General features: G+C 60.1%; 21 protein-coding genes. 13 read left to right on the top strand and 8 right to left on the bottom strand.

The window, feature by feature from the left end; all coding sequences use genetic code 11:
* Nucleotides 1–13: 13 nt before the first annotated feature.
* Genes HKK53_RS12980 through HKK53_RS12970 form a run of 3 tightly spaced genes read left to right on the top strand, consistent with a single transcriptional unit; the run spans nucleotide 14 to nucleotide 2,390 of the window.
* Nucleotides 14–766 (top strand): 5-oxoprolinase subunit PxpA, encoded by a 753-nt coding sequence (locus tag HKK53_RS12980; RefSeq protein WP_169371144.1) that lies wholly within the window; start codon nucleotides 14–16, stop codon nucleotides 764–766.
* Complete coding sequence (gene pxpB / locus HKK53_RS12975; RefSeq protein WP_169371143.1) at nucleotides 763–1,467, top strand: 5-oxoprolinase subunit PxpB; 705 nt, start codon at nucleotides 763–765, stop codon at nucleotides 1,465–1,467. The genes HKK53_RS12980 and pxpB overlap by 4 nt, the downstream gene beginning before the upstream one ends.
* Nucleotides 1,464–2,390 (top strand): biotin-dependent carboxyltransferase family protein, encoded by a 927-nt coding sequence (locus tag HKK53_RS12970; protein WP_169371142.1) that lies wholly within the window; start codon nucleotides 1,464–1,466, stop codon nucleotides 2,388–2,390. The genes pxpB and HKK53_RS12970 overlap by 4 nt, the downstream gene beginning before the upstream one ends.
* A 108-nt stretch (nucleotides 2,391–2,498) precedes the next feature.
* Here HKK53_RS12970 and HKK53_RS12965 read toward each other — a convergent pair whose 3' ends face one another.
* Nucleotides 2,499–3,677, bottom strand: a complete 1,179-nt coding sequence (locus tag HKK53_RS12965; RefSeq protein ID WP_169371141.1) for a vWA domain-containing protein — start codon at nucleotides 3,675–3,677, stop codon at nucleotides 2,499–2,501.
* Between the two features lie 13 nt (nucleotides 3,678–3,690).
* On the bottom strand, nucleotides 3,691–4,536 hold the full coding sequence (locus tag HKK53_RS12960) for an AAA family ATPase (protein WP_169371140.1): 846 nt from the start codon (nucleotides 4,534–4,536) through the stop codon (nucleotides 3,691–3,693).
* A 230-nt stretch (nucleotides 4,537–4,766) separates the two neighbouring features.
* Between HKK53_RS12960 and HKK53_RS12955 the strand changes: the two genes are divergently transcribed.
* Nucleotides 4,767–5,270 carry a DUF2442 domain-containing protein gene (locus HKK53_RS12955; protein WP_169371139.1) on the top strand — a complete coding sequence of 168 codons (504 nt, stop codon included), beginning with the start codon at nucleotides 4,767–4,769 and terminating at the stop codon, nucleotides 5,268–5,270.
* Here the strand turns inward: HKK53_RS12955 and HKK53_RS12950 are convergent.
* Nucleotides 5,267–6,343: a DUF748 domain-containing protein gene (locus HKK53_RS12950; RefSeq protein ID WP_169371138.1), complete on the bottom strand. Its 1,077-nt coding sequence runs from the start codon at nucleotides 6,341–6,343 to the stop codon at nucleotides 5,267–5,269. The genes HKK53_RS12955 and HKK53_RS12950 overlap by 4 nt on opposite strands.
* 127 nt (nucleotides 6,344–6,470) lie before the next feature.
* On the opposite strand from HKK53_RS12950, the gene cysK reads away from it, so the two are divergent.
* The 5 genes from cysK (at nucleotide 6,471) to HKK53_RS12925 (ending at nucleotide 12,048) form a co-directional block, all read left to right on the top strand.
* The gene (cysK, locus tag HKK53_RS12945; protein ID WP_123507729.1) at nucleotides 6,471–7,445 is read left to right on the top strand and encodes a cysteine synthase A; all 975 of its coding nucleotides are present in this window, start codon (nucleotides 6,471–6,473) and stop codon (nucleotides 7,443–7,445) included.
* Between the two features lie 268 nt (nucleotides 7,446–7,713).
* Complete coding sequence (locus tag HKK53_RS12940; RefSeq protein ID WP_169371137.1) at nucleotides 7,714–8,652, top strand: aspartyl/asparaginyl beta-hydroxylase domain-containing protein; 939 nt, start codon at nucleotides 7,714–7,716, stop codon at nucleotides 8,650–8,652.
* 223 nt (nucleotides 8,653–8,875) lie between these two features.
* Nucleotides 8,876–10,123: a TerD family protein gene (locus HKK53_RS12935; RefSeq protein WP_169371136.1), complete on the top strand. Its 1,248-nt coding sequence runs from the start codon at nucleotides 8,876–8,878 to the stop codon at nucleotides 10,121–10,123.
* A 421-nt stretch (nucleotides 10,124–10,544) separates the two neighbouring features.
* Nucleotides 10,545–11,408 (top strand): DMT family transporter, encoded by an 864-nt coding sequence (locus tag HKK53_RS12930; protein ID WP_169371135.1) that lies wholly within the window; start codon nucleotides 10,545–10,547, stop codon nucleotides 11,406–11,408.
* Between the two features lie 340 nt (nucleotides 11,409–11,748).
* Nucleotides 11,749–12,048 (top strand): hypothetical protein, encoded by a 300-nt coding sequence (locus HKK53_RS12925; protein ID WP_169371134.1) that lies wholly within the window; start codon nucleotides 11,749–11,751, stop codon nucleotides 12,046–12,048.
* 60 nt (nucleotides 12,049–12,108) lie between these two features.
* On the opposite strand, the gene HKK53_RS12920 is transcribed toward HKK53_RS12925, so the two are convergent.
* Entirely contained in the window at nucleotides 12,109–13,017 is a 909-nt protein-coding gene (locus HKK53_RS12920) for a DMT family transporter (RefSeq protein WP_169371133.1), read from the bottom strand.
* Between the two features lie 157 nt (nucleotides 13,018–13,174).
* Here HKK53_RS12920 and aceK point away from each other — a divergent pair, with 157 nt between their 5' ends.
* From aceK to HKK53_RS12905, 3 genes are all read left to right on the top strand, one after another.
* Nucleotides 13,175–14,896, top strand: coding sequence for a bifunctional isocitrate dehydrogenase kinase/phosphatase (aceK, locus tag HKK53_RS12915; RefSeq protein ID WP_169371132.1), 1,722 nt, complete (start codon nucleotides 13,175–13,177; stop codon nucleotides 14,894–14,896).
* Nucleotides 14,897–15,099: 203 nt separating this feature from the next.
* Nucleotides 15,100–19,011, top strand: a complete 3,912-nt coding sequence (gene hrpA, locus HKK53_RS12910; protein WP_169371131.1) for an ATP-dependent RNA helicase HrpA — start codon at nucleotides 15,100–15,102, stop codon at nucleotides 19,009–19,011.
* 348 nt (nucleotides 19,012–19,359) lie between these two features.
* Complete coding sequence (locus HKK53_RS12905) at nucleotides 19,360–20,481, top strand: beta-ketoacyl-ACP synthase III (protein WP_169371130.1); 1,122 nt, start codon at nucleotides 19,360–19,362, stop codon at nucleotides 20,479–20,481.
* Between the two features lie 205 nt (nucleotides 20,482–20,686).
* Here HKK53_RS12905 and HKK53_RS12900 read toward each other — a convergent pair whose 3' ends face one another.
* A complete protein-coding gene (locus HKK53_RS12900; protein WP_169371129.1) occupies nucleotides 20,687–22,003 on the bottom strand; it encodes a putative porin in 1,317 nt (438 codons plus the stop codon).
* Between the two features lie 282 nt (nucleotides 22,004–22,285).
* On the opposite strand from HKK53_RS12900, the gene HKK53_RS12895 reads away from it, so the two are divergent.
* Nucleotides 22,286–23,410 (top strand): GNAT family N-acetyltransferase, encoded by a 1,125-nt coding sequence (locus HKK53_RS12895; RefSeq protein ID WP_169374238.1) that lies wholly within the window; start codon nucleotides 22,286–22,288, stop codon nucleotides 23,408–23,410.
* Nucleotides 23,411–23,491: 81 nt separating this feature from the next.
* Here HKK53_RS12895 and HKK53_RS12890 read toward each other — a convergent pair whose 3' ends face one another.
* The 3 genes from HKK53_RS12890 to HKK53_RS12880 all read right to left on the bottom strand — a co-directional run bounded on the left by HKK53_RS12890 (nucleotide 23,492) and on the right by HKK53_RS12880 (nucleotide 26,932).
* Entirely contained in the window at nucleotides 23,492–23,914 is a 423-nt protein-coding gene (locus HKK53_RS12890; protein ID WP_169371128.1) for a hypothetical protein, read from the bottom strand.
* Between the two features lie 209 nt (nucleotides 23,915–24,123).
* On the bottom strand, nucleotides 24,124–24,819 hold the full coding sequence (gene aqpZ, locus HKK53_RS12885) for an aquaporin Z (RefSeq protein WP_169371127.1): 696 nt from the start codon (nucleotides 24,817–24,819) through the stop codon (nucleotides 24,124–24,126).
* A gap of 280 nt (nucleotides 24,820–25,099) precedes the next feature.
* Nucleotides 25,100–26,932 (bottom strand): ABC transporter ATP-binding protein, encoded by a 1,833-nt coding sequence (locus HKK53_RS12880; RefSeq protein WP_169371126.1) that lies wholly within the window; start codon nucleotides 26,930–26,932, stop codon nucleotides 25,100–25,102.
* Nucleotides 26,933–26,966 lie beyond the last annotated feature (34 nt).

The raw sequence follows: 26,966 nt of genomic DNA, 5'->3' as shown, positions 1-26,966 counted from the left end.
AGGAGTGTTCACCGTGAGCCGCCTGCTATTGAACTGCGACATCGGCGAGAGTTTCGGCAACTGGACCATGGGTCTGGACGCCGAGGTCATGCCCTTCATTGATTGCGCCAACATCGCTTGCGGCTTCCATGCCGGCGACCCGAGCATCATGCGCAAGACCGTCAGCCTGGCCCTGAGCCACGGCGTACAGATCGGCGCGCACCCGGCCTATCAGGACCTGGTCGGCTTCGGCCGGCGTTCCATGGCTTATACCGCCCAGGAACTGCAAGACATTCTGCATTACCAGATTGGCGCCCTCGACGGCATTTGCCGGGCCCAGGGCGGCAAGGTCAGCTACGTCAAACCCCACGGCGCGATGTACAACGACATGATGGCCAACCCGGCGCAATTGCGCGCGGTGATCCAGGCCGTGGCCGCCTATGACCGCACGTTGCCGCTGATGCTGATGGCCACCCGCGACAACAGCGCCGCGCAGCAATTGGGCGATGAATACGGCGTGACCCTGTGGTTCGAAGCCTTCGCCGACCGCGCCTACGACAGCGCTGGCATGCTGGTCTCGCGGCAACTGCCGGGGGCGGTGCACCACGATCCGGAAAAAATCATCGAGCAAGCGCTGATCATCGCCCGTGGCGACCACCTCACCGCCAATGACGGCAGCGCCTTGCATCTGCAGGCCAACACCCTGTGCGTCCATGGCGACAACGCCAGTTCGGTGGCGGCCGTGCGGCGGATCCGCGAGGCCTTGAACCAGCAGAGCGCGTCATGAAACCACGGGTGGAAGTGGTCGCGCTGGACTGCCTGATGGTGCGTCTGTTCGATGAAATCGCCGAAGCGAACATGCCGTGGATGCTCGCCGCCAGCGAAAGCCTGCGCGCTGCGTTCGGCGGGCATTTGATCGATCTGGTGCCGTCTTATACGACGTTGATGGTGCATTACGATCTGACCGCGCTGAGCCCGGCCCAGGCGCGGGAATTGATTGCCGAGGCCTTGATTGATCTGTCGCCCAACGCCAGTACCAGCGGCAAGTGTCATATACTGCCGGTCTGGTATGACTTGAGCGTCGGCCCCGAATTGAGCCTGTTATCCCAGCGCAGCGGCTTGTCGATGGACGAAGTGATCCGCCGTCACAGCGAGCGTGAATATCAGGTGTTCGCGCTGGGCTTCGCGCCGGGTTTTGCCTTTATGGGGTTGGTAGAGGAAATCCTCGCCGCGCCGCGTCTGAACACCCCGCGCAAGAAAGTCGCGGCGGGCAGCGTCGGCATTGCCGAGCGGCAAACCGCCGCTTATCCGGTGGTGTCCCCCGGCGGCTGGAACCTGATCGGCCGCACCCCGGCCAAACTGTTCGACCGCGAACGCGACGGTTATAGCTTGATGCAACCGGGAGACACGGTGCGCTTCGAAGCCGTCAGTCATGCCGAATTCATCAATCTGGGCGGTGACGACACGCCACTGGAGGCCCAGGCATGAGCCGTCTGAAAATTGAGGCAAGTACGCCGCTGTGCCTGTTGCAGGACGCGGGCCGATTCGGCGTGCGGCACCTGGGCGTGACCCAGGGCGGCGGGCTGGATTGGCGGTCGATGTCGTGGGCCAATTGGCTGCTCGGTAATGGGCTGGATGCGCCGGTGATCGAAATCACCCTTGGCGGGTTCACCGTGGTGGCTGAAGAGGATTGCGTGCTGGCATTGGCTGGAGCGGATCTGTGTGCGCAAGTGGATGGCGAGGCGCCTGCGCCGTGGCGCAGTTTTCGGCTGCATAAAGGACAGCGATTGCAATTTACGCAGCCACTGCTTGGCGCACGGGCGTATCTCGCCGCGCCGGGCGGGTTTGATGCGCCGAAAGTGTTAGGCAGCAGCGCGACGGTGGTCCGCGAAGAACTCGGCGGACTCGATGGCATGGGCCGACCGTTGGCCAAGGATGCGCAACTGAGCTATTCCGGCAGTGCATTAATCCTGTTGCGGGAGTTACCGCAAGATCAGATTCCGGATTTCAAAGTCGATGCACCGCTGGACTTGGTGCTTGGTGCGCAGATTGGTGCGTTCAGCGGGCAAAGCCTGTTCGACGCTTTCAACAGCGCCTGGGTGTTGGACAGTCGTGCCGACCGCATGGGCATTCGCCTGCTGGGCACACCTCTGGAATACCAGGGCCAACCGATGATCTCCGAAGGCATCCCGCTGGGCGCGGTGCAAGTGCCGCCAGACGGGCAGCCGATTGTGTTGCTCAATGATCGGCAGACCATTGGCGGCTATCCACGATTGGGCGCGTTGACGCCGTTGGCACTGGCGCGGCTGGCGCAGTGCCTGCCGGGGGCGAAGGTGCGGTTGCGGCCGGTGGTGCAGGACGTGGCGCATCGGGAGCAGGTCGCTTATTTGCGACAGTTTGCTTCACGGTGATCGTTCCCACGCTCTGCGTGGGAATGCCGCCCGGGACGCTCCGCGTCCCTGTGACGCGGAGCGTCACCTGATGCATTCCCACGCGGGAGCGTGGGAACGATCAGCGTACTACTTGGAAAGAAACCGCATCCCTTCTTCCAACCCGCGCAACGTCAGCGGATACATCTGGTCCTCAATCAAGTCCCGCACGATGTTGGTCGAGGAGGTATAGCCCCAGGTGTCTTTCGGGTACGGGTTGATCCAGATGAGCTTCTTGTATTTCTCCATGAAGCGCTGCATCCACAGGTAGCCCGGTTCTTCGTTCCAGTGCTCGACGCTGCCGCCGGCCTGGGTGATTTCGTAGGGCGCCATGGCGGCGTCGCCGATGAAGATCACTTTGTAGTCGGCGCCGTACTTGTGCAGCAGGTCCTGGGTCGAGAAACGCTCGGAGGTGCGGCGCATGTTGTTCTTCCACACCGACTCGTACACGAAGTTGTGGAAGTAGAAGTACTCCAGGTGTTTGAACTCGGTCTTGCAGGCCGAGAACAACTCTTCGCAGATCTTCACGTGAGCGTCCATCGAGCCGCCGATGTCGAACAGCAGCAACAGCTTGACGGTGTTGCGCCGCTCCGGCCGCATCTGGATGTTCAGCAACCCGGCATCGCGGGCGGTGTGGTCGATGGTGCCGTCGATGTCCAGTTCTTCCGCCGCGCCTTGGCGGGCGAATTTGCGCAGTCGGCGCAGGGCGACCTTGATGTTTCGCGTGCCCAGTTCCACCGAATCGTCGAGGTTCTTGTACTCGCGCTGGTCCCAGACCTTGACCGCTTTGCCCTGGCGCTTGCCGGCATCGCCGACCCGAATGCCTTCCGGGTTGAAGCCGCCGGAGCCGAATGGGCTGGTGCCGCCGGTGCCGATCCATTTATTGCCGCCGGCGTGGCGTTCTTTCTGTTCTTCCAGGCGTTTCTTGAATTCTTCGATCAGCTTGTCGAGGCCGCCAAGGGACTGGATCTGCGCCCGCTCTTCATCGCTCAGGGAACGCTCGAATTCCTTGCGCAACCAGTCTTCGGGAATCAACGCCTGAAGGTGATCGTCGAGTTTTTCCAGGCCGTTGAAGTAGGCACCGAAGGCGCGGTCGAACTTGTCGAAATGCTTTTCGTCCTTCACCAGGATCGCCCGGGACAGGTAATAAAACTCGTCCGTGTCGGCGAAGACCACGCGCTGTTTCAGCGCGTTGATCAAGTCCAGCAGCTCACGCACCGAGACCGGCACCTTGGCGGCGCGCATTTCATTAAACAGGTTGAGCAGCATGGCGATCAGCCTCTTAGCGGGTGCCGCGACGGCTCATGAACGCCAGGCGCTCAAGCAATTGCACGTCCTGTTCGTTCTTCACCAAAGCGCCGGCCAGCGGCGGGATGGCCTTGGTCGGATCGCGTTCGCGCAGCACCGCTTCGCCGATGTTGTCGGCCATCAGCAGTTTCAGCCAGTCCACCAGTTCCGAAGTTGAAGGCTTCTTCTTCAGGCCCGGCACCTTGCGCACGTCGAAGAACACATCCAGCGCTTCGCTGACCAGGTCTTTCTTGATGTTCGGGTAATGCACGTCGACGATCCGCTGCATCGTGGTGCGATCCGGGAACGCGATGTAGTGGAAGAAGCAGCGGCGCAAGAAGGCGTCCGGCAGCTCTTTCTCGTTGTTGGAGGTAATGATGATGATCGGGCGAACCTTGGCCTTGATGGTCTCGTCGATCTCGTAAACGTAGAACTCCATCTTGTCGAGTTCTTGCAGCAAGTCGTTGGGGAATTCGATGTCGGCCTTGTCGATCTCGTCGATCAGCAGAATCACCCGCTCCTCGGACTCGAAGGCTTCCCACAGCTTGCCCTTCTTCAGGTAGTTGCGAACGTCGTGGACCTTCTCGGTGCCCAGTTGAGAATCGCGCAAGCGGCTGACCGCGTCGTACTCGTACAGGCCCTGATGCGCCTTGGTGGTGGACTTGATGTGCCAGGTGATCAACTTGGCGCCAAGGGACTCGGCCAATTGCTCGGCAAGCATGGTCTTGCCCGTGCCCGGCTCGCCCTTGACCAGCAGCGGACGCTCCAGGGTGATGGCGGCGTTGACCGCCAGCTTCAGGTCATCGGTGGCGACGTAGGCCTGGGTGCCTTCGAACTTCATCTGCTAATCCTCGAACGGTAACGCCGACCTGAACGGGGCAGGGCGGGACGCAATATTTATGATGCCCCGACTATAACGCGCTGCCCGGTCGACTGTGAACGCAGACGGGTTATTCAGTCTCTGAATGGGGCGTCACATCTTGACTCAGTCTCGGCGCAAGGCCAGCATTCAGGTATCGCCGATTTGGCGATAGGCTTTGCGGCATGTCAATTCTCGAAAGGCTGGAAACGATGTTACCCATGAAACGACCCCGGTTGACGGCTGTAAAGGCGCTGCCGGGATACCGCCTGGCACTGACCTTTATAGACGGCCAACAACTGACACTGGATTTGAGCCGCGATTTGTACGCCTACCCGGGATTGCAACCGTTGCTTGAAGCTCACGTCTTTGACGGTGCGGCCCTTGGCGATGATGGCTGGACGGTGGAGTGGGACGAGCCGGATATTCAAATTGGCGCGGACACGTTGTATCTGGACGCGCTCTCGCAAAACGCTACGGATGAAAACACCCGTATCTTCATCGACTGGCGCGCTCGCACCGGATTGCCCTTGAATCAGGCCGCCGAAGCGCTGGGGGTCAGTGCTCGCAGTATCAGCCGCTACAGCAGCGGACGCGAAGCGGTGCCGCGTTCACTGGCATTGGCCTGCCTGGGTTGGGATTCCTTGCAGCAACGGCCTTCGGCTTTGGCGGCAGCCGAGGAGACCGGTCGTTACATCGTCATCCGTAAAAACTAGCCCGCATCCGGCTTCGGCTGTTCATACCGCGCATTGAACGCCTGGACAAAACCATTGCGCAAAATCTGCAAAAACGCCTGGAACGCGCTGATATCTTGCTGATGCACGCTGCCACTGAGTTCAACTCGGGTAGCGAATTGGTTCTTGCGCTGGTTTTTCAGCACGGTTTCGGTGCTGCCGACGATGGCTTCCCAGACCGAGCGCAAGATCCCTTTGTTCTTGTTCTCGACGTCCTGCTGCCAATTGAATACTTCGACATCCCGCAGCAACGGTTTGATGTAGCCCTTGAGCTGGCCCTTGTTGGCTTCGGCTTCGATCACCACGTCACCGTGGCCGGCGTTGAAGTCGAATTTGCCGTAGGCCGAGGCGAAGTCGTTCATGCGTTTGAGTTCGATGTCCTTGGCCCGCAGGCGGAATTCGAAGTCTTCGAAGTTACTCAGCGGATCGAAGGTGGCAGTGGTTTCCAGCGGGGCATGGCCCAACAGCAGGGCCTTGCCTTCGAAACGGGCGTCGCGCTTGCCTTCGGTGTCGACCACGTTGGTCAGGTTAAAAAGGCTGGCGTTGACCTGGGTGGCGTTCATGTTCACCGGCGGGCTGGAGTTGAAGTTGCGAAAGGTGATTTTGCCGTCGTTGATCCGCACTTCGTTCAAGGTGATCGGCAGCAATTTGCTCAATTGCGCGCGCCAGTCAGTGCCGCGACCGGTCTGGGAGTTCTGTTTGTTGGCGCCGCCATCGACGAAGTTCACTTCCGGGTTGATGAACTGCACCTCGGCCACCACGGCATGGTCGTACCACAGGGAGTGCCAGCTGACCGAAAGGTCGATCAGCGGCGCGTTGACGAAAGGCACCGGGACCTTGCCGTCGACCTTGACGATCTTCAGCCCGTTGATCTTGTAGGCGCCGCGCCATAAGGCCAGGTCCACGTCGACAACCTGGCCACGGTAGTCGCCCATGTCCGCCAGTTTGTCATTGAGGTAGTTGCGCACCAGGTAGGGCAGGGCGATGTCCAGCGCCACCAACAACACAACGAGGCCGGCGAGGGTCCACAGGGGCCAACTGTATCGACGCTTCATGATGGCAATTCCTTGGCGATGTAAAGCCATTGACTGCTGGCGCCGGCGGACGTTCGACCTGACTGGACGACCCTCGGCAACAGGCATACCTTGGACAGCTAATTCAACGCTGCATAAGGACCCAGCCATGAGCCGTATTTTCGCTGACAACGCCCATTCCATTGGCAATACGCCGCTGGTACAGATCAATCGCATCGCGCCGCGCGGCGTGACCATCCTGGCCAAGATCGAGGGGCGCAACCCCGGTTATTCGGTCAAGTGCCGGATCGGCGCGAACATGATCTGGGACGCCGAAAGCACCGGTAAACTCAAGCCTGGCATGACCATCGTCGAGCCGACGTCGGGTAACACCGGCATCGGCCTGGCCTTTGTGGCCGCCGCCCGTGGCTACAAGCTGATGCTGACCATGCCGGCGTCGATGAGTATCGAGCGGCGCAAGGTGCTCAAGGCGTTGGGGGCTGAGCTGGTGCTGACCGAGCCGGCCAAGGGCATGAAAGGCGCGATTGAAAAGGCGGCGGAAATTCTCGCCAGCGACCCGGCCAAGTACTTCATGCCGGCGCAATTCGAAAACCCGGCCAACCCGGCCATCCACGAAAAGACCACCGGCCCGGAAATCTGGAACGACACCGACGGTGCGGTCGATGTGCTGGTGGCCGGCGTCGGAACGGGCGGAACCATCACCGGTGTTTCGCGGTATATCAAGAATACCCAGGGCAAACCGATTATCTCGGTGGCCGTGGAGCCAGTGTCGTCGCCGGTCATTACCCAGAAGCTGGCCGGTGAAGAGATCAAGCCGAGCCCGCACAAGATTCAGGGCATTGGTGCCGGTTTTGTGCCGAAAAACCTCGATTTATCGATTGTCGATCGGGTCGAGCTGGTAACCGATGACGAATCCAAGGCCATGGCCCTGCGCCTGATGCAGGAAGAAGGGATTTTGTGCGGTATCTCTTGCGGTGCGGCGATGGCTGTGGCGGTACGCCTGGCCGAAACCCCGGAAATGCAGGGCAAGACGATTGTGGTGATCCTGCCGGACTCGGGCGAGCGTTATCTGTCGAGCATGTTGTTCAGTGATCTGTTTACCGAGGCGGAGAACCATCAATAAAAAAATTGAAATATCGCAGCCTTCGGCAGCGCTTACGCCGATCGGGTTTTTCTGTAGGCGCTGCCGCAGGCTGCGATGTTTTGATCTTGATGATTCAGGTCAGCCTTCGTTCAGGAACCTTATGTTAATAAGTGCTTTGTTGCGCAATCCTTAACACTGTTTGTTCAGATATGTGGGTTTTTCCCCGGTCCGGTAGTGGGTATCATGGCCGGCTGCCACGTCGGGTAAATGGCGCGGTGCAAAGTTGCTTATTTTCAAGGAGTCGTTGATGACCTTTTCCCTGGCCGCGAAAGCGTCGGTGTTGCTGTTATTCCTCGGCAGTACGCTCTACGTGCATTTGCGCGGCAAGGCACGGTTGCCGGTCCTGCGTCAGTTCGTCAACCATTCGGCGCTGTTCGCACCCTACAACGCCCTGATGTACCTGTTCTCCGGCGTGCCGTCCAAACCCTACCTGGATCGCAGCAAGTTCCCGGAACTGGATGTGCTGCGAGACAACTGGGAAGTCATCCGCGACGAAGCCATGCACCTGTTCGACGAGGGCTACATCCGCGCCGCCGAAAAGAACAACGACGCCGGTTTCGGCTCATTCTTCAAGAAAGGCTGGAAGCGTTTCTATCTCAAGTGGTACGACAAACCTTTGCCCTCGGCCGCAGCCCTGTGTCCGAAAACCGTGGCGCTGGTCAGCAGCATCCCCAATGTCAAAGGCGCGATGTTTGCCTTGTTGCCGGGCGGCAGCCATCTCAACCCGCACCGCGACCCGTTCGCTGGCTCCCTGCGTTATCACCTGGGACTGTCGACGCCGAACTCCGACGATTGCCGCATCTTTGTCGACGGTCAGGTCTACGCCTGGCGCGATGGCGAAGACGTGATGTTCGACGAAACCTATGTGCACTGGGTCAAGAACGAAACCGAAAAGACCCGGGTCATCCTGTTCTGCGATATCGAGCGGCCGCTGAGCAACCGCATCATGACCCGCATCAATCGCTGGGTCAGCGGCCTGCTGGGCCGCGCCACCGCGCCACAGAACCTTGATGATGAGCGCGTCGGCGGGATCAACCAGGTTTACGCCTGGAGCAAGAATTCCACCGACAAGTTCAGCGGCGTGATCAAACAATGGAAACGCCGTCACCCCAAGGCCTACCGCGTACTGCGGCCGGTGCTGGCGGTGGTGGTGCTGACGTTGTTGGGGTATTGGTTGTTTGGTTAAAACCGGCTCATGAACAAAAAAACCGCTCTGTGATGAGCGGTTTTTTTATGCCGAGCAGATCGTGCACAAAGCGCCACAAACCGACACAAGCCGTTAAACTCCCTTCCGGCGGTACGGCCATGAACCACAGGCTTTTCCCTTGGCTGGCTCGCGCACTCCCTCAATGAAGGCGCAGCACATCTGCAGTGTGCTGACATACACCCCATGGAATAGGCGACTCCCCTTGAATCAATCCCTCAAGCCCGGCGAAAACACGACCCTCAGCCTGCCCAAAGGGCATGTCGTGGTCACCCATGCGGCCGGCGACAACCTGGACGTTAACCTCACGGCCTTCCTGGTCACCGAAACCGGCAAGGTGACGAACGACAGCGACATGGTGTTCTTCAACGCCCCGGAACACGCGTCCGGTGCCGCCATGTTCATCGCCCCGGTCACGCAGAGCGCCACCGTCAGCCACCGTATCGGCTTTGATCTGTCGCGCCTGCCGGCCAGTATCACCAAGATCGCCATCACCCTGACCCAAGATGGCAGCGCTGGCGGTTTTGCGGCGGTCAAGGACCTGCGTGCCCAAGTGGTGGTCGGCGATCAGGTGCTGGAACTCGCGCCCGGATCGTTCTCCCAAGAGACGGGCATCATCGTGCTGGAGTTGTACGTTCGAAACGGCCAGATGAAGGCGCGCTCAGTGTGGCAGGGGTTCGCTTCGGGCCTGTCCGGGCTCTGCGGTCTCTACGGGATTGAGGTCGACGACGCGCCTGCCCCGGCAGCGGCCCCGACTCCCGCGGCCAAACCAGTCAATATCGTCAAATCGGTCATCACCCTCGACAAGCCAGGCACCAGCCACAAAGTGTCCCTGGAAAAAGGCCCGACCGCACCGAAGGTCATCCGGGTCAGCGCGACCTGGGTGGACAACGGCGATGGCGAGGACAACGACGACCTCGACCTGCGGATCGGCATCCTGCGCCCGGACGGACGGATGTCCATCATCCAGGCGCCCGACAAGAGCGGCGCCTTTGACATCGACCCTTTCGTGTTCCACACCGGCGACGTGGTCAGCGCCAGTGCGTCGGCGCCGGGCATCGAAACGGTCGAAATCAACCCGGCCATCTCCCAGCGCATGGGCGGCAAGGTCGCGCTGGTCTGCAGCGTTTATTCCGCGGTGGACAACGGCGCCGTTTCGGTGGCGTCGCTGAAACCGAAAATGCGCATGGAATATGGCGACCAGATCGTCGAATGCGCCTTTGAGTTCAAGGACGGTTTTTTCAGCAGCGCGATCTACACCTACGTGATCGGCCTGATCGAAATCGACCTGGATCACATTGAGCTGAGCCCGTCCGGCAAGACTTCCAAGAGCACCAGCGAAGCCACCCCTTGGCTGTCGCGCAAGGGTGACAAACTGGAGATCACCATGGATGGCCCCGCTGTGTTCAAAGGCCATCCGCCGGAAAACAGCGGCAACAAACGTTACGTCTGAGTCCCTGTGACGGGCGCGTGGCACTCATCGAGTCGCCACGCGCCTGCAAGCTTGCCGGACCTTTTCGGCAAGTCGTTGCAATCTGTGTCCAGCGCTGGTTATAGTCGGCACTCGGTGGTCTTGCGACACACCGTTCTTCCTCTCAAAAAAGATCAGCCCATGCCTGCATCCCACATCAACGCGGTAGTCGATTCAGCGGTCAACGCTGGCGTCGTGCCGTGCGGGATCCAGCAGCCTGCGCAGATCAGTCATTACCCCCCTCCTGTCAACAGCACGCCGGTGTGCGCGGTCGTATCACCGCCAGGCGTTGGCATTTCGGGCTGATCAGCTTTCTCTGCTGTTCCCCCATGCCCGTCTGAAAAAACGACTGAACTTCAGCTTCGGCTGAGTTGGCTTTTTTGCCTGATGACAGGTGGTATTCATGTTTGTCCTTTCGAAAAAAACCGCGCTCGCGGCGGCGTCCACGAGCCTGTTCGTCCTGCTGTGGAGCAGCGGGGCGATCTTCTCCAAATGGGGCCTGGCCCACGCCTCACCGTTTGCCTTTCTGTTGATCCGCTTCACCATCGCCCTGTGCGGGTTGCTGCTGTTGATGCCGTTGCTCAAGCTGAAACAGCCCAAGGGCGGCAAGCCGATGCTGTATGCGATGGCCACGGGCGTGGTGCTGCTGGGGGCTTATCAGATTTTCTATCTGCTGGCCCTGGACCTGAAAGTCACGCCGGGCGTGATGGCGACAATCATGGGCGTGCAGCCGATCCTCACCGTGGTGATCATGGAGCGTCAGCGCTCGGCCAGCCGTATGTTCGGCCTGGCGCTGGGGTTGGCCGGGTTGATCATGGTGGTTTACCAAGGCATCGGCCTGGCCGGGATGTCGCTGGCCGGGATGCTCTTCGGGTTGTTGGCGCTGGCGAGCATGACCTTTGGTTCGATCATGCAGAAACGCATCACCGACAATCCCCTCGGCACGCTGCCGGTGCAGTACCTGGCCGGGCTGTTGCTGTGCGGGGTCTTCGTGCCGTTCCAACCGTTTCATTTCGAACACAGCACAGGCTTTATCGTGCCGGTGTTGTGGATGGGCCTGGTGGTGTCGGTGTTGGCGACGTTGCTGCTGTATCGGCTGATTGCCCGGGGCAACCTGGTGAACGTCACCAGTTTGTTTTACCTGGTGCCGGCGGTGACGGCGGTGATGGATTACCTGATCTTTGGTAATCGGCTGGCGTTGTTGAGCGTGCTTGGGATGTTGCTGATCATTGTGGGATTGGTGTTTGTGTTCCGTCAGTCGCGCTAACGCTGACGGGTGGTCCTACAGCGAACCTGTGCGCTGTCGCGGCGGCGCACAACTTTCCAAGACGTTTCCTACGAAGTACCCTGTTGCCGCGTTTCGGCATCGACCTCTATAGTTTGGGCTCGCGGAAAATCCCGCGAATGACCTTGGCCGGTCGAGCATCCAAAACGCATCAGCGTCATTGTTCAGGCATTTTCATGCCTGGATGTCGTGTTATGGCAGCTGTGCTCGGGACATCTTCGGGTGTGCCGGTTTGATGGGTGCCGGTCGGCCAACCCGTACACAGCTGCCACCTTTTTCGTTTGGCCGCGGACGAGAGGTAGCCCTATTTGGAGTTTTACCCATGCTCGAAGTAATGCCGCGTTACCTTCCCATCGATACCTACGACGCCGACCACCCGGTGCTCTACATCAACACCCACCGAGAAATCAGCGACATCGCCGCCTGCGCGATGCACCGCTTCACCGTGATCCGCGACCTGACCGACACCCTGACCAGCCTCAACCTCACCGGCATTTCCGACGGCGACCTGACCCGCGTCACCCGCGCCGTCCACCTGCTGGCCCGCGAAGGCTGCGCCATGCTCAACGTGGTCCAGGCCCGGGCGCGGCAGCGCGAGGACGGCTACAAAGCGGCGATATAGCGACCCACTGTTGATTAACCCTGTAGGAGCTGCCGAAGGCTGCTCCTACGGGGGCAGGCTCTAGCGTGTAGCCACTTCCACCGGCTTCACCACCGCCGGCTTCAACACCAGCCACAACGCCGCCGCAATCAACACCCCGCCGTAGATGTGCGCCATCGACAACGGCTCATCCAGCAACAGCGCGCCCCACAACACGCCGAACGGCGGGATCATGAAGGTCACGGTCATCGACTTCACCGGGCCAATCGAGCTGAGCAGGCGGAAGTAGACAATGTACGCAAACGCCGTGCAGACCAACCCCAACCCCAGCAGCGACAACCAGACATTCCAGCCGCCCCAGCTCGCCGGTGGGTTGCTGATCACGCTGTAGCCGAACAGCGGCAACAGGAACAACGTCGCGCCGAGCATGCTGCCCAACGCCGATAAACGACTGTCGAGGCCGCCGGCCTGATCCAGCCAGCGACGGGCGAGGAACCCGGCGAAACCGTAGCAAGTGGTGGCGAGCAGGCAGGCGAGGGCGCCCATCAGCAGTTCCATATCAAATGCCACTGGCCCGGCTCGGGTCAGCACGCCGACGCCAAACAGCCCGAGGAACACCCCGCCAAGCTTGGCCGCCGTGAGTTTTTCATGGAAGAACAACCCGCCGATCAACACGCCCATCAGCGGCGTGGTGGCGTTGAAAATCGCCGAGTAACCGGCCGGCAACACTTGCGCGGCGACGGAATACAGGGTCGCCGGGATCCCCGAGTTGATTACCCCGAGCAGCATCACGGTCTTGAGTTTGCCCTTGAAATCCCAGCTGATGCGCATCAGGCCGAGGATCACCAGCAAGCCGACCGCCGCAATCGACACCCGGAAAAATGCCGTGGGAATCGTGCCAATCACCGGAGCGATAATGCGCATGAACAGGAAACTCGCGCCCCAGATCGCCGCCAGCGACAGTAAACGGACAATATCGACAGGGCTCACGGTGCACTCCTTCCTTTATGGGGACGGAAGTGTTGCCGAGCGCCTGATCGATGGCAACCGAAAAACGCGCAATTAATCCCGGTCGAAAATTACGCTTCTCCTGTACCCGGTTCACTGGCTAAGCTCAGGGCTCCGAAATTCCCGCAGAGGTCTCACCATGCCGCAGCAATGGCCAGCCGCCGATATCGCCCGAAGGATCCTCGACGGCTTTGACGATTACCGCGAGCATTTCCGCCAGATCACCGATGGCGCCCGGGCGCGTTTCGAGCAGGCCCGGTGGCAGGAGGCGCAAGTCGCCTCGGCGGCGCGGATCAACCTCTACGAAGAAAAGGTCGGCGAAACCGTCGAGCGCCTGCGCGAGGCCTTCGACAGCGAAACGCTGATGGAAGTGAGCTGCTGGCCGCTGGTCAAAAGCGCCTACATCACCCTGATCGACCTGCGCTTCGACGATGAACTGTCCGAAACCTGGTACAACTCGATCTTCTGCGGGCTGTTCAGCCATGACCTGATCAGCGACGGCTGCATGTTCATCCACACTACGCGGCCGAGCCTGCGCCGGGCCCGGGCCGCGCAAACCCGCACCTACAAGCCCCAGGGGCATTTGTCGGAAATGTTAGGGAGCATCTTTGCCGACTACCGCTTCAGCGAAGATTACGCCGACCTCTCCGGCGACCTGCGCCGCCTCGAAGCGCAACTGCGCGAGAACCTGCCGGACTGGGTGTGCAAGGACCCGGAGCTGAGCGTCGAACTGTTTTCCTCGGTGCTGTACCGCAACAAAGGCGCGTACCTGGTCGGGCGCATCTACACCCGGGACGAGCAATGGCCGCTGGTGATTCCATTGCTGCACCGCGAAGGTCGCGGCATCCAGATCGACGCGTTGATTACCGATGAAGCCGATGTGTCGATCATCTTCTCGTTCACCCGTTCGTACTTCATGGTCGATGTGCCGGTGCCGGCGGAGTTTATCGGCTTCCTCAAGCGCATCCTGCCGGGCAAGCACATCGCCGAGCTGTACACCTCGATCGGTTTCTACAAGCACGGAAAATCCGAGTTCTATCGGGCGCTGATCAACCATCTGGCCAACACTGACGACCAATTCATCATGGCCCCCGGCGTGCGCGGCATGGTCATGAGCGTATTCACCCTGCCGGGTTTCAACACCGTATTCAAAATCATCAAGGACCGCTTCTCGCCGTCGAAAAACGTCGACCGCGCCACCGTGATCGAAAAGTACCGCTTGGTGAAAAGCGTCGACCGGGTCGGGCGCATGGCCGATACCCAGGAATTCGCCGACTTCCGCTTCCCGCTGAGCAAGTTCGAGCCGGCGTGCCTGGAAGAATTGCTCGACGTGGCGGCGTCCACGGTGTCAGTCGAAGGCGACACGGTGCTGATCCGCCACTGCTGGACCGAACGGCGGATGACGCCGCTCAACCTGTACCTGGAAAACGCCAACGAGGCTCAGGTGCACGAGGCACTGGAAGATTACGGCCTGGCGATCAAGCAACTGGCGGCGGCGAACATCTTTCCCGGCGACATGTTGCTGAAGAACTTTGGCGTCACCCGGCACGGACGGGTGGTGTTTTATGACTACGACGAGATTTGCTTCCTGACCGAAGCCAACTTCCGCCACATCCCGCAGCCGCGCACGCCGGAAGACGAGATGGCGTCCGAGCCGTGGTATTCGATCGGGCCGCTGGATGTGTTTCCCGAGGAGTTTCCGCCGTTTCTGTTCGCCGATGCCGGGCAGCGGCGGTTGTTTGATCAGTTGCATGGGGAGTTGTACAACGCGGATTACTGGAAAAGTTTGCAGGAGGCGATTCGGGCGGGGAAGGTCATCGACGTGTTTCCCTACCGCCGTAAGGGCCTGGATAACGAATAGTTCCCACTGATCGTGCTGATCGTTCCCACGCTCCGCGTGGGAATGCCTCCCCGGACGCTCCGCGTCCGCTCTTGGAACGCAGAGCGTCCCTGGCTGCATTCCCACGCAGAGCGTGGGAACGATCAGCGTGGGAACGATCACACGGTGCCGCAAATCTGCGACAATCGCCCCCCTGCGCCACTAGACGACTTATTGCGTACCTGATGACTGACGAATCGCCTTCCATCGACAAACTGCTGAAAAACCTCGATCACGCCATGCTTGCCGACCGCCACCGGCTGCGGCGGCAGTTGCTTGAGCTGCGCAAGAAACCTGATGAAGCCAAGCTGGCCCAGTGGGTGACGCGCACGCAGGCGTCCTGTGATCAGGTGTTGGCGCGGCGTGCCAGCCTGCCGGTGATTCGTTACGACGACAGTTTGCCGATCGCCGCCAAGCGCGACGAAATCAAAGCAGCGCTGCTCAAGCATCAGGTGCTGATCATTGCCGGCGAAACCGGTTCGGGTAAAACCACCCAGTTGCCGAAGATCTGCCTGGAGATCGGTCGCGGCCAGCATGGTTTGATCGGCCACACCCAGCCGCGCCGGATCGCCGCACGCAGCGTCGCCAGCCGGGTTGCCGAAGAACTGGCCACGCCGCTGGGCGCGCTGGTCGGCTATCAGGTGCGGTTCGAGGACCAGAGCGATTCCAACACCCTGATCAAGCTGATGACCGACGGCATCCTGCTGGCGGAAACCCAGAACGACCGCTACCTCGAACGCTACGACACGATCATCGTCGACGAAGCCCACGAACGCAGCCTCAACATTGATTTCCTGCTCGGCTACCTGAAAACCCTGCTGCCGCGCCGCCCGGATCTGAAAGTTATCATCACCTCGGCGACCATCGACCTGGAGCGCTTCTCCAAGCACTTCGACGATGCACCGATTGTTGAGGTTTCCGGCCGGACCTTCCCGGTGGACACCTGGTATCGCCCGCTGACCCTGGAGCAGGACGAGGAGGGCAACCGCGTCGAGGACGACTTGACCGTCGATCAGGCGATTCTCGCCACCCTCGACGAAATCGCCGCGTTCGAACGCAGCGAGCGCAAGAGCCCCGGCGATGTGCTGGTGTTCCTGCCCGGCGAGCGGGAGATTCGCGACGCGGCGGACATGCTGCGCAAGGCCCAGCTCAAGCACACCGAAATCCTGCCGCTGTATGCGCGGTTGTCGCCGGCCGAACAACAGCGGATTTTCCAGTCGCACCCCGGCCGCCGCGTGGTCCTGGCGACCAACGTCGCCGAGACTTCGCTGACGGTGCCGGGCATCCGTTACGTGATCGACAGCGGCACCGCGCGCATCAGCCGCTACAGCTACCGCGCCAAGGTCCAGCGCCTGCCCATCGAAGCGATTTCCCAGGCCAGCGCCAACCAGCGTAAGGGGCGTTGCGGGCGGGTCGAGCCGGGCATTTGTATTCGCCTCTATGGCGAAGAAGACTTCATCGGTCGCCCGGAATTTACCGACCCGGAAATCCTGCGCACCAACCTTGCCGCCGTTATTTTGCAGATGCTGCATCTGCGCCTCGGCGAGATCACCGATTTCCCGTTTATCGAGCCGCCGGATGGCAAGGCCATCAGCGACGGTTTCAACCTGCTGCAAGAGTTGTCGGCGGTGGATCGCAACAGTCAGCTGACCCCGCTCGGTCGGCAACTGGCGCGTTTGCCAGTGGACCCGCGCATGGGCCGCATGCTGCTGGAAGCGGCGAAACTCGGCAGCTTGCAGGAAGTGCTGATCGTCGCGAGCGCCATGTCGATCCAGGACCCGCGCGAGCGCCCACCGGAACGCCAACAAGCCGCCGACCAAGCCCATGCGCAATGGAAAGACGTGGACTCGGACTTTGCCGGGCTGGTCAATCTGTGGCGGGGTTTTGAAGAACAGCGCCAGGCGTTGACCGCTAGTCCGCTGCGTAACTGGTGCCGCAAAAATTTCCTCAACTACTTGCGCTTGCGCGAGTGGCGCGATTCTCATCGGCAGTTGAGCCTGATCTGCCGCGACATGCAGCTCAGCCTCAATAAAGAGCCGGCGGATTACCCGAAACTGCACAAAGCCGTGCTCTCCGGTTTGCTCAGCCAGATCGGCCAGAAAACCGAAGACGGCGATTACCTTGGCGCGCGTCAGCGGCGTTTCTGGATTCACCCGTCGTCGGGCCTGGGCAAGAAGCGTCCGCAATGGCTGATGGCCGCCGAACTGGTGGAAACCACCAAGCTCTATGCGCGTATGGTGGCCAAGATCGACGCTGACTGGATCGAGCCGCTGGCCGGGCACCTGATCAAGAAAAACCACTTCGAACCCCATTGGGAGAAGAAGCGCGGCCAGGTTGTGGCCTTCGAGCAGATCACTCTGTTCGGTTTGATTGTGGTCGGGCGGCGGCCGGTGCATTACGGGCCGATTGATCCGGTGGTGTCCCGTGAGTTTTTCATTCGCGAAGGTTTGGTGCGCGGCGAGATTCAGTCCAAGGCCAAGTGCCTGACGGCCAATGCGCAGTTGCTGGAACAGCTCGATGAACTGGAGGCCAAGGCTCGTCGGCGCGACATCCTCGCCGATGAAGAAACCCTGTTCGCCTTCTACGACGCGCGCTTGCCGGCGGAGATTCACCAGACCGCCACGTTCGACAGTTGGTACAAGGTCAACAGCCAGAAAGACCCGCAACTGCTGATCATGCGCGAAGAAGACGTGCTGGCTCGCGAGGCCAGTGAAGTCACCGCGCTGCATTACCCGGACACCCTGCACATCGGCGACCTGGAATTGGCCCTGAGTTATCACTTCGAGCCGAATCACCCGCGTGACGGCGTGACCCTGCGCGTACCGGCGCCGTTGTTGCCGATGCTGCCGCCGGAACGCCTGGAATGGCTGGTGCCGGGGGTGATCGAGGCCAAGTGCATCGCCTTGGTCCGCAACCTGCCCAAGGCCCTGCGCAAGAACTTCGTGCCGGTGCCGGACTTCGTCAAAGCCGCGTTGCAGCGCATGACCTTCGCTGAAGGCTCGCTGCCTCAAGCGCTGGGCCGCGAATTGCTGCGCATGACCGGGGCGCGGGTTAGCGATGAAGCGTGGATGGAAGCTTCGCAACAGGTTGACAGCCATTTGCGGATGAACCTGGAAATCGTCGATGGCCAAGGCAAGTTCCTTGGCGAAGGGCGGGATCTGGCCGAGCTGACCGCGCGTTTCGCCGAGGCCAGCCAAGCGGCGTTGGCCGTGCCGCAAACCGCGAAAAACCAGTTGCCAGTAGAGCCGAAGGTCTTTGCCGCCGTCGCCGAGAAAACCCAGCAGAAGATCGCCGGGCTGTCGATGACGGTGTATCCGGCGCTGGTGGAAGAGGGCGGCACGGTCAAGGAAGGGCGTTTCTCGACCCCGGCCGAAGCCGAGTTCCAGCACCGCCGTGCCTTGCAGCGTTTGTTGATGCAGCAATTGGCGGAACCGGCGAAGTTCCTGCGCGGCAAGCTTCCGGGGCTGACTGAGCTGGGTTTGATGTACCGCGAATTGGGGCGCATCGATGCTCTGGTCGAAGACATTCTGCTGGCCAGTCTCGATAGCTGCATTCTTGAGGGTGAAGACCCGTTGCCTCGGGATGGCGCCGGGTTGGCCTCGCTGGCCGAGCGCAAGCGCGGCGGTTGGACTGAACATGCTGAACGCCTGGCAAAGCTGACCCTTGAGATTCTCAAGCTCTGGCACGGCCTGCAAAAACGCTTCAAGGGCAAGATCGACCTGGCCCAAGCCGTGGCCCTGAACGATATCAAGCAGCAGCTCAGTCATCTGGTGTATCCGGGCTTTGTCCGGGAAACGCCGATGCAGTGGCTCAAGGAATTGCCGCGTTATCTGAAAGCGGTCGAGCAGCGTTTCGAGAAAATTGGCGCGCAGGTGCAGCGGGATCGGGTCTGGAGCGGCGAGTTGTCCGGTTTGTGGGCGCAATATCAAACCCGCGCCAACAAACATGCGCAGGAAGGCAAGCGCGACCCGCAGTTGGAACTGTATCGCTGGTGGCTGGAGGAATACCGCGTGTCCCTGTTCGCCCAACAACTGGGGACCAAGGTGCCGATCTCAGACAAGCGCCTGAACAAACAGTGGACTCAGGTCGAACCATAACCCCTCTGTGGGAGCGGCTTTTGTGGCGAGCGAGCTTGCTCGCGCTGGGCTGCGCAGCGGCCCCAAAATTTTGTGAGCGCTGCGCACTCAAGCGGGAGCAAGCTCCCTCGCCACAAAAGCCCGCTCCCACAGGGGTGAGGGGTTTGATCTCGCAAATAGGGCCAAACCCCAGTGTTTATGGCAAACTTCGCGCCTATAAACGCCGGCCCCGCCGTTTTGCGCCTTCACAGGCCCGGGCGGATCGGAATAAAGCGACGCCAGGTTGGATTCCCCGGACGGGAAAAGACCCTTTGTGTGTTGGTACGTCGGTGCCAACGCTTTCTGCCTGAACAGATTAGAGAAACGACCATGCATAACGTCGTCATCAGCGGCACCGGCCTGTACACCCCGGCCAACAGCATCTCCAACGAAGAGCTGGTGCAGTCTTTCAACGCTTACGTCGCGCAATTCAACGCCGACAATGCCGACGCCATCGCGCGCGGCGAGATCGAAGCGTTGACCGAGTCCAGTGCAGCGTTTATCGAAAAAGCCTCCGGTATCAAGAGCCGCTTTGTCATGGATAAGGACGGCATCCTCGACCCGCAACGCATGGCGCCACGCCTGCCCGAGCGCTCAAACGACGAATGGTCGGTGCTGTGCCAGATGGCCATCGGCGCGGCCGAGCAAGCCTTGCAGCGCGCCGGCAAGACCGCCGCAGACATCGACGGCGTGATCGTCGCCTGCTCGAACCTGCAACGCGCCTACCCGGCCATCGCCATTGAAGTCCAGGAAGCTTTGGGCATTGAAGGTTTCGGTTTCGACATGAACGTCGCCTGCTCCTCGGCGACGTTCGGTATCCAGGCTGCCGCCAACAGCGTGCAACTGGGCCAGGCCCGGGCGATCCTGATGGTCAACCCGGAAGTCTGCACCGGCCACCTGAACTTCCGTGACCGCGACAGCCACTTCATCTTCGGCGACGCCGCCACCGCGGTGATCATCGAACGGGCCGACCTGGCGACGTCCAAGTATCAGTTCGACATTGTCAGCACCAAACTGCTGACCAAGTTCTCCAACAACATCCGCAACAACTTCGGCTTCCTCAACCGCGCGGCGGAAGAGGGCATCGGTGCCAAGGACAAACTGTTCGTGCAGGAAGGCCGCAAGGTATTCCGCGATGTGTGCCCAATGGTTGCCGAGCTGATCGCCACGCACCTGGACGAGAACAAGCTCAACATCGGCGATGTGAAGCGCTTCTGGCTGCACCAGGCCAACCTCAGCATGAACCACTTGATCGTCAAGAAGCTGCTGGGTCGCGAAGCCACCGAAGAAGAAGCGCCGGTGATCCTCGACACTTACGCCAACACCAGCTCTGCAGGCTCCGTGATTGCGTTTCACAAGAACCAGGATGACCTGGCCAGTGGCTCGCTGGCGGTACTCAGCTCGTTTGGTGCCGGGTATTCGATTGGTAGCGTGATTCTGCGCAAGCGCTGAGTTAACGCTTAAAAGATCGCAGCCTGCGGCAGCACCTACATGGGATGACGTCCTCCCTGTAGGCGTTGCCGCAGACTGCGATATTTTTTTTGCCTAAACAAAAAAACTCGCGTTGGCGTATCGGACGGATGATGGGGACCGATACACCAATGCGAGTTTGTAAAAGCAGCTCGGGCTTCCTTGCCCGAGTCATGTTGCGGGGTATTTAGAACTTGGCTTCGGCATCCAGTTGCAGGGTCTTGATGTCCGAGTCCCGGAGGGTGGCGTTGGTGAAGTCGGATTTAGCCATGAAGTACGTCGCACCAAGGGCGAAGTTCTTGTCCAGCTCGTAACTCACTTTCACCTTGCTGCCACGCGAACCGGTAAAACCGTTGGCGAAGTCGGAATCGGTGAAGGCGCCGACCACGGCGTTACGCTGCACGTCGCGATAGTTGTAGTCCACCGCGAAGCCGTAGAGCTTGGTCTTTACACCGGCCAACCAGGCAGAGTCCTGATCGTTGCTGGCATCTTTGTTGTTGACGTACTGACCGTACACCGAGAGCGGCATGGGCAGGCCACCGATGTCGAGCTGACCAAAGCCTTCGTACAACTTGAACTGTTCGTTCGGGGTGTTGCCGTTGGTGGCCAGGATCGATGGCGTGGTGGTGCCGCCGGCGGTGATGTCGTCGTCGTTGTCGTAGCCGTAGACGCTGCCACCCAGGGTCAGTTTCAGGTTGTCGGTGATGGCGAAGCGCGCGCCCAACTGACCTGCGTACAGGCGCAGGTCGTGCTTGAATTGCACGCCGTCGCCGTCGACGTTGTCCTTGAGGGTGTAGTGGCCGGCGCTACCGAACAGCTCGGTGCTGCCGCCCAACGGGTACTTGTAGGTCAGTGCCAGGCCTTCCGGGCTGATGTCGCTGTCCCAGATGATGTCGCCCATGCTCACCCATTGCTGCGGCATCTTGCCGCCCACGACGTGCAGGTTCTTGATGGCATCGGGGTGGTAGTCGACGTAACCCTGGTCCAGCCAGATCGACTTCTTGTCGAAGTAACCGTCCAGGCTCTGGTTGGTGGAGCGAGCGTCGTCGTTGTTGCCGGTGGCGATACGGATCCCGGTGTCGACTTGCGGGTTGATTTCGCTGTAGGCACCCAGGCGGACCCGAATACGCTGGCGGTCCTGGTCTTTATTGTTCGAAACACCGTCGTTCTTGACCGTTTCCTGGCGGAAACGCACGTCGCCCTTGAATTGAGTCTTGGCGGCCCACGCCAGTTTCTGGTCGAAGGTGCTCAGTTCATTGGTTTTCTTCGCGGTCGCGGCGATCTGTTCGTTGGTCTCTTGCTGAGCCTGGCGGGCGATTTGCTGGTCTTTCTGATCACGGGCCAGTTCGGCTTGCAGTTCGGCGTATTGCGCCTGGGAAATCGAGCCGTTTGCCTTGAGCATGTCGAGCAGTTTGGCGTCGACTGCGGCGCTGGCCGGAACGCTCATGGCCAGCATCAGGCCGCCACACAAGGCCGCCGCAGTTTTCGTGGAAGCAAGACGCATATCAATCTCCGAAGATGAAAGGGATGACTGAGCCATCCAGGACACAACCGACCGATGACGGACGGAAAACAGTGACCGGGTAGAACCCGGCGCTCTAAAAACAGGCGCCAGTATCGCGATGGTTTATGACAGTGCAGTGGCAAAGTGATGGCGTCTCGATGACGATACAAATCTTTCGTGAACCTTCGTTCTAGAGCACTGTCGGCGCATGCACGGGGTGTGCAATGTGCGGCGATAAGCGATACTCGCCGGGCTGTCACGCGAAGAACTGTGAGAATGCCGATGCCGCTGCAACGTCTGGAAAGCCTGTCCGAAATCGCGCCGCATACGTGGGACGCGCTGGTACCTGAAAATCAGCCATTCCTGCGCCACGCCTTCCTCAGTACGTTGGAAGACAGCGGCAGCGTCGGCCCGCATTCCGGCTGGCAACCCGAGCATTTGCTGCATGTCGAAGGCGAGCGTCTGATCGCGGCTTTGCCCAGCTACCGCAAATGGCATTCCTATGGCGAGTACGTGTTCGACCACGCCTGGGCCGACGCCTGCGCCCGTGCCGGGATCGAGTACTACCCCAAGTTGTTGACCGCGGTGCCGTTCAGTCCGGTCAGTGGGCCGCGTCTGTTGGCGGCCAATGTGGAAGATGGTTTTGAATTGTTGAGAAGTCTGCCCGGTTATCTGGAAATCGAAGAGCTCTCCAGCGCGCACATCAATTTCACCGATCCATTCACCGACGCCGCGTTGGCCGAACAGCCAGGTTGGTTGCAGCGCATCGGCTGCCAGTACCACTGGCAGAATCGCAGTTATCGAGACTTCCAGGACTTCCTCGACGCGCTCAGTTCGCGCAAGCGCAAGCAGATGCGCAAGGAGCGCGAGCAAGTGGCGGGGCAGGGCATCGAGTTCGAATGGCTCGAGGGTGCGCAACTGACCGAGCGGCAGTGGGATTTTGTCTATGCCTGCTACGCCAATACCTACGCGGTACGTCGGCAAACGCCGTACCTGACGCGGGAATTCTTCAGCCTGCTGGCCGAGCGCATGCCGGAGGCGATTCGCGTAGTGCTGGCCAAGCAAGGCTCACGGCCGGTGGCCATGGCCTTCAGTCTGGTGGGCGGCGACAGCTTTTACGGCCGTTACTGGGGTTGCCTGGCGGAGTTTGATCGCCTGCATTTCGAGACCTGTTTCTATCAGGGTATGGATTACGCGATTGCCAACGGCTTCCAGCGTTTTGACGCCGGGGCACAGGGCGAGCACAAGTTGATCCGCGGGTTCGAACCGGTGATCACTCACTCTTGGCATTACTTACGTCATCCGGGGTTGAAAGCGGCAGTCAAAGACTTCCTGGAGCAGGAGCGAGCCGGTGTATTGGCTTATGCCGAACACGCCAGCGCCGCATTACCGTATAAACAGCTATAAGTTTAAACAAGCCCCGCTGTATTTAAGCGAGGGCTTGCCTTGTCAATAGAGTAAGGTTGTCTGTTGTTTAGGCGATGTTAGTTACCACCACGGCGCTTGGCAGCCGAGTAATTTCTTGCCGTTTTCGGAGTTTTTGAAGTTCTCCAGAGTCGGTTGGTTTGTCCAGTAGGAATAAGACAGCGACCCGGAGAGTGGGATATTTTTATTCGAAGGGAGCATGCAGTCATATTTGTATTTAGGCTTCACGCAAACGGCGGTCTTCGCCAATACCTGATAGGTTGCATTGCTGGAGCCCAGGCCTTGGGCAACAGCTTGGGCCTTTGCAGATTCTTCGTTATTGGCAAAATGAGTAGTGACGTTACCCTCGACAGTGCAGTTGAACTCAAAGTCGATTTTGGCCATTTCTATATTGATATGCTCGTTAATACTCATCGCAAATGCACTCCCCTGAAACAGGCCGAGGGTCAAGAAAGTTAATGCGATGGCCGAACTGATTTTTTTCATGTAACAATCCTTGTTGGTGACGTCCGTTATTTGCTTGGTTCGAAACTTCGTGTTGCGCCGCCAGAGTAGCGTCTTTTTCAGGTTAGGCGACGGGATGATTGTATCTGTATATGCGCAGGACTCACTCGGTGCTTATTTAACTGTATTTGTTACAGTGCAAAGCGAAGTCCCGTATTGCTGTTGGCAATATGGGACTTAATGGTTGTGTGTTAGTTGCTTTCCTTGCCCAGCCAGCGATAAGTCACTCCGCCGACCACCGCACCGAGCAGCGGCGCGACCCAGAACATCCACAACTGCGCGATGGCCCAGCCGCCGACCATCAACGCCGGGCCAGTGCTGCGGGCCGGGTTGACCGACGTGTTGGTGACGGGAATCGAGATCAGGTGGATGAGCGTCAACGCCAGGCCGATGGCGATCGGTGCCAGCCCGGCCGGGGCGCGTCTGTCGGTGGCGCCGAGGATGATCAGCACGAACATCGCCGTCATCACCAGTTCACAGACAAAGCCTGCAGCCATCGAGTACTTGCCGGGGGAGTGCTCGCCGTAGCCGTTGGAGGCCAGGCCCGCTGACAGGTCGAAGCCTTCCTTGCCGCTGGCGATGTAGTAGAGCAAAGCCGCTGCGATGATCCCGCCAATGACCTGGGCGATGATGTAGGCCGGCAATTCTTTGGCCGGGAACCGACCGCCGACGAACAGGCCGACCGATACGGCCGGGTTGAGGTGACATCCAGAGATATGGCCAATGGCGAACGCCATGGTCAGCACGGTCAGACCAAACGCGAGGGCTACACCGAGCACCCCGATACCCAACGGCGAAGACGCGGCCAGCACCGCACTGCCGCAACCTCCCAACACCAGCCAGAACGTACCTAACAACTCAGTAACTGAACGTTTGAACAGAGACATGAGAGCGTCCTTGATAGGCGACCTATCGAGACTGTATCGCGTGATGCATCCTGCAGGTTTACGACAGGCTCATCTCCAGAACCTTGGCTGAGTACAGCAGGGTTCTGGCGGAAATCCAGCAGCCATAAAAAAACCGCCAGAGCACGTAATTAAAGGGCTCTGGCGGTGATTGTTCCCACGCTCCGCGTGGGAATGCAGCCCGTGACGCTCCGCGTCACTTGACGCGGAGCGTCCCCTGAGGCATTCCCACGCAGAGCGTGGGAACGATCAGGTAACGGTTTCAATCGATCCCGACAAACCCACCCGTCTGGTGCGCCCACAACCGCGCATACAACCCGCCATGGACCAGCAATTCAGCGTGGGTGCCGGTCTCGGCAATTTTGCCGTTTTCCAGCACCACCAAGCGGTCCATACGGGCGATGGTCGAGAGGCGGTGGGCGATGGCGATCACGGTTTTGCCCTGCATCAGGGTTTCCAGGCTTTCCTGGATCGCCGCTTCGACTTCCGAATCCAGCGCTGAGGTGGCTTCGTCCATGATCAGGATCGGCGCGTCCTTGAGCAGCACCCGGGCGATGGCGATCCGCTGCCGCTGGCCACCGGACAGTTTCACCCCACGCTCACCGACGTGCGCGTCAAAACCGCTGCGACCTTCGGCGTCTGAGAGCAACGGGATGAACTCGTCGGCCCGGGCCTTGTGCACGGCTTCCCAGAGTTCGGCGTCAGTGGCGTCGGGCCTGCCATAAAGCAGGTTATCGCGGATCGAACGGTGCAGCAGCGAGGTGTCCTGGGTGATCATGCCGATGCGCTCGCGCAGGCTTTCCTGGCCGACTTCGGCGATGTTCTGGCCGTCGATGAGGATGCGTCCGCCCTCGACGTCGTAGAGGCGCAACAGCAGGTTGACCAGGGTCGATTTGCCGGCACCGGACGGGCCGATCAGACCGATTTTTTCGCCCGGTTTGATGTTCAGGTTGAGGCCGCCGATGATGCCTTTCTTCTTGCCGTAGTGGAAATCCACGTGCTCGAAGCGCACCTCGCCACGGGCCACCGCCAGCGGTTTGGCTTGCGCGTGGTCGGTGACGCTGACCGGTTGCGCGATGGTGCGCAAACCGTCCTGGACCATGCCGATGTTTTCGAAGATGCCGGTGACCACCCACATGATCCAGCCGGACATGTTGACGATGCGGATCACCAAACCGGTAGCCAGGGCAATCGCCCCCACCGAGATCAGCGACTGCGACCACAGCCACAGCGCGAGGCCGGTGGTGGTAACGATCAGCAAACCGTTCATGCTGGTGATGGCCACGTCCATGCTGGTGACCACGCGGCCGGCCATCTGGGCTTTTTCGGTCTGTTCCTTGATGGCTTCCTTGGCGTACTGCTGTTCGTAATTGGTGTGGGCGAACAGTTTCAGGGTGGTGATGTTGGTGTAGCCATCGACGATCCGCCCCATGAGTTTGGAACGCGCATCGGAGGACTGCACCGAGCGGTCCTTGACCCGTGGCACGAAGTAATACAGCGCGCCGATGAAACCGGCGATCCAGGTGATCAGCGGGATCATCAGGCGCCAGTCGGCTTCGGCAAACAGCACCAGGGCGCTGATCGCGTAGATCAACACATGCCACAGCGCATCCACCGCTTGCACGGCGGAATCGCGCAGGGCGTTGCCGGTTTGCATGATGCGTTGGGCGATACGCCCGGCGAAGTCGTTCTGGAAGAAATTCAGGCTTTGCTTGAGCACGTAGCGATGGTTCTGCCAGAGGATCAGGCTGGTCATGCCCGGGGTCAGGGTCTGGTGCACCAGCAGGTCATGCAGGCCGAAGAAAATCGGGCGCAGCACCAGGGTGACGACCACCATCCAGGTCAGTTCGAGGGCGTGATCCTGAAAGAAATTCGGGTTCGGCGTGCCTTGGGCCAGGTCGATGATGCGGCTCAGGTAATTGAACAGCGCGACTTCGATCAGCGAGGCGAACAGGCCGACAATCAGCAGGGCGGCAAAACTCGGCCAAACCTGCTTCAGGTAATAGGTATAGAAGGGGAGAACCCGATCCGGCGGAGCCGCCGTCGGTGCATCGCGGAAGATGTCGATCAGTTTTTCAAAACGGCGATAAAGCATTGGTTCTCCGCCCGCGCTGGGGCTCTCCTTTGAA

This window comes from Pseudomonas sp. ADAK7 (genome assembly GCF_012935675.1).
Classification (GTDB): Bacteria; Pseudomonadota; Gammaproteobacteria; order Pseudomonadales; family Pseudomonadaceae; genus Aquipseudomonas.
This window is presented reverse-complemented; position numbering and strand designations above follow the sequence as displayed.